The organism is Jeotgalibaca caeni (assembly GCF_028863945.1).
Taxonomy (GTDB): Bacteria; Bacillota; Bacilli; order Lactobacillales; family Aerococcaceae; genus Jeotgalibaca; species Jeotgalibaca caeni.
In genome coordinates this window covers 21709-31077 of record NZ_JARBEA010000032.1, presented here as the reverse complement: position 1 = coordinate 31077, position 9369 = coordinate 21709, and the positions used below count along the sequence as shown (strand labels likewise).

Genomic DNA, 9369 nt, shown 5'->3' with positions numbered 1-9369 from the left:
GGAGGCCAGCCAGAGCGCAAGGTTAGACTTCTAAAAAAAATTACCATCTTTTTTTCAGGAGAGGAGTAGTTTTTTTTGCTTTTTTACCCAGAGTTTTCGTATAAAAAGGCGTTTAGACTCGAATCACTGGAACGAATAAGCGCAGGATGGTCGTAGACCATCTGAGCATTGTTCGTGAAGTGACGTCGGGTCTGCCTTTTGGAGCACGTTTAAGAGGCAGAGATTCGTATACAGGAAGGAGGCTGGGACTTTTGTCCCAGCTTCTTTTTTATGCACAAAATAAGTCGTTTTTCCAAAAAAGTATTGTTATCTTTTGTATTAAGGGTATAATACACGTATGCAAAAAGAAAGGCGTTTTCATATAACTCTTGGAGGGAAAAGAATGAAGAAGAAAAAGTGGTTATGGATTGGTCTAGTGGCTGTAGCAATTCTTGCAGCAGTGTTTATTTTACCGAATTACCTAGGGAAAGAAAATGAAGAAGAAGCGATGCCTGAGGAAGATCCGTTTGGTATTGAGTATTACATGGTACCGCCAATGGAACAAATATTTGTGAACGGTGTCGTAACGCCTGAACAGTCGCAAGAGTTCTACCAAGAAGAAACGCTCGGGACACGCGGCGATTTACTGGTAGAAAATGGGCAGATTGTTGAAGAAGGGACACTCCTTTATGATTACACGAATGAAACCATGCAAAAAGAAATCAATCAGCTGTATAACGAGGCAGCTCGTTTGGAAACAGACCGTGCTAACACTGCTTACAAGCAACAACTAGCGATTGATCGGTGGTACAAGCTGACAGAAGAAGAACGGGTTCAAACGCTCGAAGAAATTACGATGGAATTTAATCTGTATGAACTAGATTCTCAAATCGAAGAAATTTACAGCAACATCATTTCGATGGAAGAAGAAGTTTATACGGAAGTGACTGCACCTTTTACAGGTAAAGTAGTGATTCCAGAAGAGAAGAAAGCGGATGTGCCGCTGATGAAACTCATCTCAGAAAACTTCTATGTTTCGGGAACGGTAAATGAAAAGGATCTAGAAAAAGTAGCGGTTGGACAAGTGGCAGACATTACCGTTATCTCGAATGATTTCACCACATTGGGTAAAGTCTCATTTGTCGATACGACCCCTGCTAGTGAAGCAGCCGATCCGTATAGTCAAACGTCATCCATGTCGAGCTATCCAGTTAAACTGAGCTTTGACTCATTAGAACGGATTGTGAATGGATACCACGTTCAGGCAACGATTAATCTAGAAGAAAGTCAGGTAGTCATTCCGAAAGAAGCGATTCATCAAGAAGGCGAAACGATGTATGTACTGGTGAATGACTTCGGTACAGTCGCTCGACGGGTAATCAACTTGGGTGAAGAAACTGCTGAAGGAGTAGCGGTAACGAGTGGACTGGAAGCAGAAGATGAAATTATCGTTTCAGCAGAAGCGGACATTCAAGAAGGTGACTTTTTAGACCCAGCCATGATGGAAACCGAATCAGGAGCTGAAGGGGAGGAGTAGCCGTGGAAGCAGCAGAGCGTAAGAAATTAATTGAGCTGACGGGTGCGACGAAAATATTTGGTAAAGGCGAGTTAGAGAACACCGTCTTAAATGGAGTCAACTTAACAATCTATGAAGGCGACTTTTTAATGATTGTAGGGAAATCCGGTAGTGGAAAAACAACCCTTATGAATACGATTGGTTTCTTGGACCGCTTAACGACAGGTACGTATTCATTCTTAGGGGATGATGTTTCTCAACTGAATGAAAATAAAAAGTCAGATATCCGTAATCAATATTTCGGTTTTATTTTCCAACAGTTTTTCCTCATCGATTCCTTGAACGTAGCTCAAAATGTCGAGTTGCCGCTGGTATACGGTGGCAAGTTGAACAAGCGAGAACGTTTGTCAGCGAGCGAAAAATACCTTGGTTTAGTTGGTATTCCTGAAAAGGTAAAGGCGAAAACCAAAGAACTGTCTGGCGGACAGCAGCAACGGGTCGCAATTGCTCGTGCCCTTATTAATGAACCGTTGCTTATTATGGCTGATGAGCCGACAGGGGCCCTCGATTCAGAAACCGGTAATGGCGTAATGGAGTTGCTAAAAGAACTAAACAAGCAAGGAAAAACGATTATTATGGTAACGCATGACGAAGATTTGTTGCAGTACGCAACGCGCGTCATTCGCATGCACGATGGTAGTTTCGTGGAAGAAGGTGCAGCAGGATGATTCGAAATATTATGATGAGCACACTGTTGAGCTTGCGGGCGCATAAGTTACGTGTGTTTCTAACGATGGTAGGAATCATTATCGGGATTGCTTCGGTTGTTACGATTGCTGCACTAGGGGAAGGTGTACGTCAGCAGAGTATGGATCTGGCTGATACGACAGAATCAAATGTGGTGACCATGAAGCATAATATCGTAATGACCGATGACACTGGAATGGGTTATGTGGAAGATACCTTTGTGTTTACCAAAAGTGATATGCGCCGTCTTTCAAGAATGGATGGGGTAAAATCAGTGATGCCAGATTATGGCGTTTACGGGATAACAGATGATTCCATTGATATCAACTTGGATTACTTCGGCGCGCAAGCTTATACCATGGCAGTGCCGAGTAAGAGTGAAACGCGCATTCTATATGGCCGTGACATTCAGTCTTCCGATGCGAACCGAGATGTGATCGTGCTTTCTCATGACGTATTGGATTATGGGATTATGGTAGATGATCCAGAAACACTCATCGGACAAGCTGTTCAAATTGATGGCTTCATGTTTGAAATCATTGGCATCAAGGAACCATATGAGTGGGAAGGTGGAGGCTTCGTAGTTGAGGATTATACGTGGGAAGAAGCGTATGTGAGTGCTGTTCCACAAACGGCGTATAATAACCTGACACAGTCAAAACCGATCCAATCGTTGAAAATAAAGTTGGAAGACGGTGTAGACCGAGAGATGGTGACCATGGATGTGGTCAACAACTTGATGGAAGCTTATCCTGATGATGAAGGGGTGTTTGAAGAAGATCGCTCCAATGAAGAAATGATGGAAGAAGTAAACAGCTTCATCAACGGCATCATGATGTTCTTATTGGCCATTACAGCAATTTCACTGTTTGTTGGCGGAATTGGTGTTATGAACATCATGTACGTGTCTGTTTCAGAACGGAAGCGGGAAATTGGGATTCGTCGTGCTATTGGTGCGAAGCCAACAATGATTCTGTTGCAATTCTTGTTGGAAGCAGCCTTTATCACGTTCTTAGGCGGAATCATTGGCCTATTACTGGGTTATGGACTTGCTAGCTTAATCGGTATGTTCATGGATATGCCCGTCTATTTGACCCCTACGATTATGATTCTATCCACCTCTGTTTCAATCGGAACGGGATTGGTATTTGGAATCATTCCGGCTATCAGTGCATCGAAGATGGATCCTATTAAAGCAATCTATCAATAAAATAGGAGTAATAAAAATTCCCTTCATCAACACGATGGAGGGAATTTTTCTGTTACTTAACCCAGCAATACTAAACTAGTTGCCATGACGGCCATTCCAGCAATTAATCCGCCGATTGCGACATGGTGTTCGCCGTATTTTTGTGCACTTGGCAGTAGCTCATCCAATGAAATGTAAACCATAATTCCAGCCACAATCGCAAAAACAATTCCCAACACAGCTTCGTTCAAGAACGGCATCAATAGGAGGAATCCAATTAATGCTCCCAGCGGTTCGGATAAGCCGGACATGAAGCTATACTTAAATGCTTGTCTTCTACTCTTGGTTGCATAATAAATCGGTACGGAAACCGCAATCCCTTCAGGAATATTATGAATTGCAATCGCAATGGCGATGCTGACTCCCATAGAAGGGTCTTCCAAAGCAGCGATAAATGTTGCCAAACCTTCAGGGAAATTATGAATCGCAATGGCAAGGGCAGAGAATAACCCCATACGCATCAGCTCTTCGTTCTGCTGTGCGCCTTCATCCATTTCCTCCACGCTCCGTACTTCATGCGGGTTACTACTCTTAGGAACAAATGCGTCAATAATTGCAATTAAAGCAATCCCACCGAAGAATCCCAATGTTGTGTACAAATTTCCCAGAGAAGCTCCGAAGAAATTGTCCAGCGCATCTCTTGCTTTGACCAGAATTTCTACGAAAGAAACATAAATCATGATTCCAGCAGAAAATCCTAGTGCTGCTGAAAGGAATCGCTCATCCATTTTTTTGGTGAAGAAAGCTAATGCACTACCCACACCTGTTGAAAGTCCAGCGAATAACGTTAATAAAAATGCAAATGCGACCGTTTGCCATGAATAATCTGTCATTTACTTCCCTCTATTCTTTTTAAAATTTCATTCTTTTCTCTTATTTTAAGCTAACCTAAAAATTAATTCAAGTATAATGAAAAAAGTGTGGGAAAACGTATCTTCCAGGATACGTTTTCCCACACCTATCTGTTTTCTATTGTAAAAATTGAGCTTCATATAAGCGGCTATACGTTCCGCCTGATGCCAATAACTCTTCATGTGTTCCTTGTTCCCCTACACCGTTCTCGTCAACCACAATAATTCGGGTCGCATGTTTGATGGTTGCTAAACGGTGCGCAATAATCAACGTCGTGCGTCCTACCGCTAAGGTGTTAAGAGATTCTTGAATCACTTGTTCGGTTTCGGTATCAAGTGCAGACGTAGCTTCATCCAGAATTAAAATGGATGGATTCTTCAAGAACATACGCGCGATGGAGAGACGTTGTTTTTGTCCGCCTGATAACTTCACGCCGCGCTCACCGATAATTGTCTCCATCCCGCCTGGCATTGCTGCAATTACATGATCAAGGTTCGCCATTTGAGCAGCGCGTTCAATTTCTTCATCCGTTGCATCCAGTTTCCCATAACTGATATTTTCCCGAATTGTTCCAGGGAATAGATATACATCTTGTTGGACAATTCCAATTTCGTTGCGCAAGGATTCAATCGTCATGTCGCGAATATCCATCCCATCAACGGTAATAGAACCTTCGTTGATTTCATAGAAACGCGGCAATAAGTTACAGAGTGTAGTTTTCCCGCCACCACTTGGCCCAACAAACGCAACGGTTTCTCCAGCTCTAATGGAAAGATTAATATGATCCAATACTCTCTGCGTCTCATCGTATTGGAAGGAAACATTCTTGTATTCAATGTCGCCTTTCAAACCTTGGACGTCTATCGCATTCGGACGATTTTCAATTTCAATCGGACGGTCCAGTTCCTCAGCAAAACGGCGGAACCCGGCAATCCCTTTCGGATACATCTCAATCATATGATTGATTTTCTCAATGGGACGAACAAAGATGTTGGAAAGGAGAATGAACCCGACAAAGGCACCGTAACTCAATTCGCCTTGAATCGTGAAATAGGATCCGAAAAAGAGAGCGAACAAGTTGATTAAACGAACCATCAAATAATTGTAAGCAGAGCTGACTGCCATCGTACGGTAGAAAGCCAATTTCGCCTGGCGATACAGACCGTTTAACCCTTTGAAGCGGTCTGCTTCATAGTCTTCGTTCGCAAAAGCTTGAACAACGCGAATCCCACTGACGGAAGCTTCGATTCCTGCATTGAATTCACCTAAATTTTCATAAATCCGGGTGTTTACCTTGGTCATTCGTTTATTAAAGAATCCAACCGCAAACATAATGAAAGGCACCATCACTACGGTCGCAATCGCCAGTGTAACATGAACCTGTAACATCAAGATGAAGGCACCTAGAATGGTGATCAAGGTAATAAAAATATCTTCAGGACCATGGTGGGCAACTTCTGAAATATCAAATAAGTCATTCGTTAGCCGCGTCATCAACTTCCCAGTCTTGTTATTGTCATAATAGCTGAAGGATTGCTTTTGCATATGGTTGAACAGTTCCTGCCGCATATCCGTTTCAACACTGATCCCGAATTTATGGCCAAAGTAGACGACAATATAGTTCATAGCTGTGCTGATGATATAAAGTAATAAGAGCGCTAAGGAAGAAAGAACAATCAAGTTCCAATCACCTGAGGGCAAAATAGAATCAATAACCCGATTCACAGCCACAGGGAAAGCCAGTTCCAATAACGCCGCAATAATAGCACAAGTGAAATCAAGTAAAAATAAAGCTTTATAAGGCTTGTAGTAGCCGAAAAATCGTTTGAGCATGAGAACCTCCTTCTAGTCTTTTTCAAACAAACATTAGAAATATTATGGCATAAAAATGAGAAAAAAAGAAGCTGAGGTAACTGGATATTTAAAGCAACGATGGTTCTCGCAATCCTAACGAGGACAACGAGAACCATTTTTAACCTTTGCGTTGTGATAGCGAGCGGTTCGGCAGCTCTATCGCAACGATAAAAGCCTTTGCGTTGTGATAGCGAGCAGTTCGGCAGCCCTAACGCAACGATAGAGCCTTTTGCGTTGCGATAGCGAGCAGTTCGGCAGCTCTATCGCAACGATACCCTTTTCTAAATCACGTTATTCCTTAATAGGAGTAAAGATAAGAGGCAAGCTATCTTCTAGAAGCAATACGTCTCCGTCCTCGACTGTTAGGGAGAAGGTAAACTCCTCTTCACCGGGTGCCAGACTAAGTAATTCGTACAGACGCATCTCTTGATCGCCAGAAACGACATATAGATGAGGAATATATTGCAAAAAAGAATTTGGAACATGAACTTCATATTCGCCAGCAGGTATATGAGTGCCTGCATGCCACACGCCGTTTGGTAAGGAAATTCCTTCGCTAGCAGGAGGCGCAGCAATTGGCTCATTCGTTATGATATTGGAAGCAATCGCATCGGTCGAGCCTTCGATGGTTTGCCCATTGAATAGGTCGAGTTCAAAAGTGTTCGCTGCGTAACTTAACATTTTTTGATATAAAACTTCTCCACTCTCGTCTCGAACAATAATCGTATCTGGAGATGAATAGCCCTCATATAAAACCGTGTACCGTCCTTCAGGCAGGTCTTTTCCTACGACATTTCTGTACTTCGTCAAACCCAAATAGGTTTCTTTCGTAGCAAAATCAAGCGGCGGCTGCGTTAAGAATTGGAACAAAGCATCTGTTTGATAGCCTTCTTTTTCTGCACCAATGATTTCGCGATTCTCCTTGTAAGCACGAATGGCGGCTTCATCGCTGTTTATTTTTACGCCGTCATACCGTTCGCTAGCGAATCCGGTAAAGGAAGAGCAAGCAGTAAGGAAAGGTACTGCGCTCAAGAGGAGAGTGAGCGCCCATTTTTCTTTTGTATTCATTTCCCTCACTCCTTGTTTTCGGTCGTAAAATCATAAATGCGAATGTAATGATCAGCGGTACCTAATGGCCCAACAGAAACCGTTTGTGGTGCGAATTTGCGCAAAGTGCTCAAATAATGGATTGCTTGGTCTTCCTGATGGATTGGAATGCAGCACAAACCGTTATCCAAATAGAGAGTTCCGCTTGGCAAAGCGTATTGTGATTTGACTTGATTGAATTGGTCAGCCGTAAGTCGGGCTTTCACATAGTCATCCTTTTTCTCATGGTGATCGGAAATGTAAATAATTTTCCCACCTAAGAGAAAATAAACTTGATCAGCATATTCATCCAAATTGTCCAGTAAGTGAGAAGAAACCATAATGACCTTGCCTTCGCTACGCAACTTTTGCAGCACGCCAGATACGAGATTGACGTTTTCTGGATCCAGCCCATTCATTACTTCATCCATTAACATGACTGGGGTGTCTGCCGCACACATCATTGCAAAGCAAAGCCGCTGCCGCATTCCCAGCGAGTAAGTCCGCACTGGGTTATGGGCATAATGTTCCATGTGCAAAAGCTCGATGATGGCATCAACTTGTGAGGCATCTTTCTTCCAGGTTTCCGCATAGAGTTGAATGTGTTCCCGTCCGGAGAAGTTTTCATACAAATCTGCTTGGTCGGGGAAAAAGGTAATCTGTTGGTGGAGCTTTAGAATGTCCGGGCGCGTATTTTGAAAAATAGTGTCGTCAATGGAAATTTCTCCGCCCTGAATAGGAATGTAGCGCATGATGGCATTAAACAGAGTTGTTTTTCCGGTTCCGTTTGGAGCAACGAGACCCACAATCGAGCCATTAGGAATCTCAAAGCTAATCTGATCAAGAATAGTCCGTTCACCATATCGGACGGTTAAATCTTTTACACGTAAGGTCATGGGTTCGTCCTCCTTCGTAAGCCAAGTGTTTGGGTTTGGATGCGGTCAAATACTAAGGTAAAGGCTCCTTCTACTGCAAGAATCAGGATGAGCAACAACGGGATGGCCTTCAAAAAGTGAATACGTAAGCCGGTTTCTTCAAAGAGTGCTCCCGACAATACTGGTTCAATGTGCAAGTATAGGCTTGGCTGCAACGAACTAAGTGGTTGGAGGCTTTGCCAAATGAATGGAATAAAATATATGCCCAGCGTGATCAGAATCGTAAAATAGATGGTACGGAAGATCCAACTGAGTCCAACTGTCAATAGAAGCAGGAAGTAGCTGAGGAGCATCCCTAAAATAATTGCAAGAATCGCGTATATCCAAATAGCTACCGATACATATCCATTCGGCAAGAGAATCATGACGGGATACCACAGACTTCCTGGTGTTTCAATTAGTAAACTAATCAAGTAGCTCATCAGGAGCCCAGCAAGCGATACAACCCAAAGTACACCCCACAACTGAACCGTTTTGATATGCCACTGCTTTTTCCAAGGAACGGGAATCCCTTGGGTAATGCTCCAGTTCTTCACTTGGTCTTTGGTGAAACGGTCGCTCGCTAACAAGGCAATAAATAGAAACAAGCTGAAGCCGAGCATAAAATGCATTTCTTGAAGGAGAATATTACTGGCGGAAAAAGAATTCCATTCAATATCTAGGTCATGCTTCTCCATATAGTCATAGAAGGCTACATCTTTTTGAATCGATTCCTTTTCCGGTAAGAAGCTGACCATGTAATCATAGTAAGCAAATTCATCCAGCTCCAACAACCGAGCCTGGCTGTTGGCAATCTGTGTCCCATAATCGAGATAATCAGAGAAGATACCTTCAAAACCAGTAATCGTATTACCTTCTTGTTGGCTGAGAATATAGAGCTGCAAGCCGTAGAGCATCTGCAGATTTGCTAGGTGGTCATAAACTTCCTCGCCTACATCGCCTTGGAAATCGCTGGTTGGGATCGTATTGAAGAGTTGTCGAATGTCATTGTATTGCTTCTCCATCTGCTCTTCGGGAAAGTTGACCGTTTGTTGTTGATAAAGGAGGGAAAAAGTGCCGTAAAAGATAAAAAATGCGAATAAAAGAATACGCGTTTTCCAATCATGGATTAATTTTTTCCATTCCCATTTGGCAATTTGCATAGATGAACC

Annotated in this window: 8 protein-coding genes; 3 read left to right on the top strand and 5 right to left on the bottom strand. The window is 42.9% G+C overall.

Annotated features, from left to right (window positions below; all coding sequences use genetic code 11):
- The first annotated feature begins 382 nt into the window (after positions 1–382).
- The 3 genes from PVE40_RS07985 to PVE40_RS07975 are packed head-to-tail and all read left to right on the top strand — an operon-like array spanning position 383 to position 3452.
- Positions 383–1516 carry an efflux RND transporter periplasmic adaptor subunit gene (locus PVE40_RS07985; RefSeq protein ID WP_274731371.1) on the top strand — a complete coding sequence of 378 codons (1134 nt, stop codon included), beginning with the start codon at positions 383–385 and terminating at the stop codon, positions 1514–1516.
- 2 nt (positions 1517–1518) lie between these two features.
- Positions 1519–2223: an ABC transporter ATP-binding protein gene (locus tag PVE40_RS07980; protein WP_274731370.1), complete on the top strand. Its 705-nt coding sequence runs from the start codon at positions 1519–1521 to the stop codon at positions 2221–2223.
- Complete coding sequence (locus PVE40_RS07975) at positions 2220–3452, top strand: ABC transporter permease (RefSeq protein ID WP_274731369.1); 1233 nt, start codon at positions 2220–2222, stop codon at positions 3450–3452. Before PVE40_RS07980 ends, PVE40_RS07975 begins: the two co-directional genes overlap by 4 nt.
- Before the next feature lie 56 nt (positions 3453–3508).
- On the opposite strand, the gene zupT is transcribed toward PVE40_RS07975, so the two are convergent.
- The 5 genes from zupT to PVE40_RS07950 all read right to left on the bottom strand — a co-directional run bounded on the left by zupT (position 3509) and on the right by PVE40_RS07950 (position 9360).
- Positions 3509–4324 (bottom strand): zinc transporter ZupT, encoded by an 816-nt coding sequence (gene zupT / locus PVE40_RS07970; RefSeq protein WP_274731368.1) that lies wholly within the window; start codon positions 4322–4324, stop codon positions 3509–3511.
- A 136-nt stretch (positions 4325–4460) separates the two neighbouring features.
- Positions 4461–6176, bottom strand: a complete 1716-nt coding sequence (locus PVE40_RS07965) for an ABC transporter ATP-binding protein (protein WP_274731367.1) — start codon at positions 6174–6176, stop codon at positions 4461–4463.
- Positions 6177–6488: 312 nt separating this feature from the next.
- On the bottom strand, positions 6489–7265 hold the full coding sequence (locus tag PVE40_RS07960; RefSeq protein ID WP_274731366.1) for a hypothetical protein: 777 nt from the start codon (positions 7263–7265) through the stop codon (positions 6489–6491).
- A 5-nt stretch (positions 7266–7270) separates the two neighbouring features.
- Positions 7271–8179 carry an ABC transporter ATP-binding protein gene (locus PVE40_RS07955; RefSeq protein WP_274731365.1) on the bottom strand — a complete coding sequence of 303 codons (909 nt, stop codon included), beginning with the start codon at positions 8177–8179 and terminating at the stop codon, positions 7271–7273.
- Positions 8176–9360, bottom strand: coding sequence for a hypothetical protein (locus PVE40_RS07950; RefSeq protein WP_274731364.1), 1185 nt, complete (start codon positions 9358–9360; stop codon positions 8176–8178). Before PVE40_RS07950 ends, PVE40_RS07955 begins: the two co-directional genes overlap by 4 nt.
- Positions 9361–9369 lie beyond the last annotated feature (9 nt).

What these genes read in the sequence shown, in the direction of transcription:
- PVE40_RS07985 (WP_274731371.1), top strand. Translation starts at nt 383, where the DNA reads ATGAAGAAGAAAAAGTGGTTATGGATTGGTCTAGTGGCTGTAGCAATT.
- PVE40_RS07975 (WP_274731369.1), top strand. Translation starts at nt 2,220, where the DNA reads ATGATTCGAAATATTATGATGAGCACACTGTTGAGCTTGCGGGCGCAT.
- zupT (WP_274731368.1), bottom strand. Translation starts at nt 4,324, where the DNA reads ATGACAGATTATTCATGGCAAACGGTCGCATTTGCATTTTTATTAACG.
- PVE40_RS07965 (WP_274731367.1), bottom strand. Translation starts at nt 6,176, where the DNA reads ATGCTCAAACGATTTTTCGGCTACTACAAGCCTTATAAAGCTTTATTT.
- PVE40_RS07960 (WP_274731366.1), bottom strand. Translation starts at nt 7,265, where the DNA reads ATGAATACAAAAGAAAAATGGGCGCTCACTCTCCTCTTGAGCGCAGTA.
- PVE40_RS07955 (WP_274731365.1), bottom strand. Translation starts at nt 8,179, where the DNA reads ATGACCTTACGTGTAAAAGATTTAACCGTCCGATATGGTGAACGGACT.
- PVE40_RS07950 (WP_274731364.1), bottom strand. Translation starts at nt 9,360, where the DNA reads ATGCAAATTGCCAAATGGGAATGGAAAAAATTAATCCATGATTGGAAA.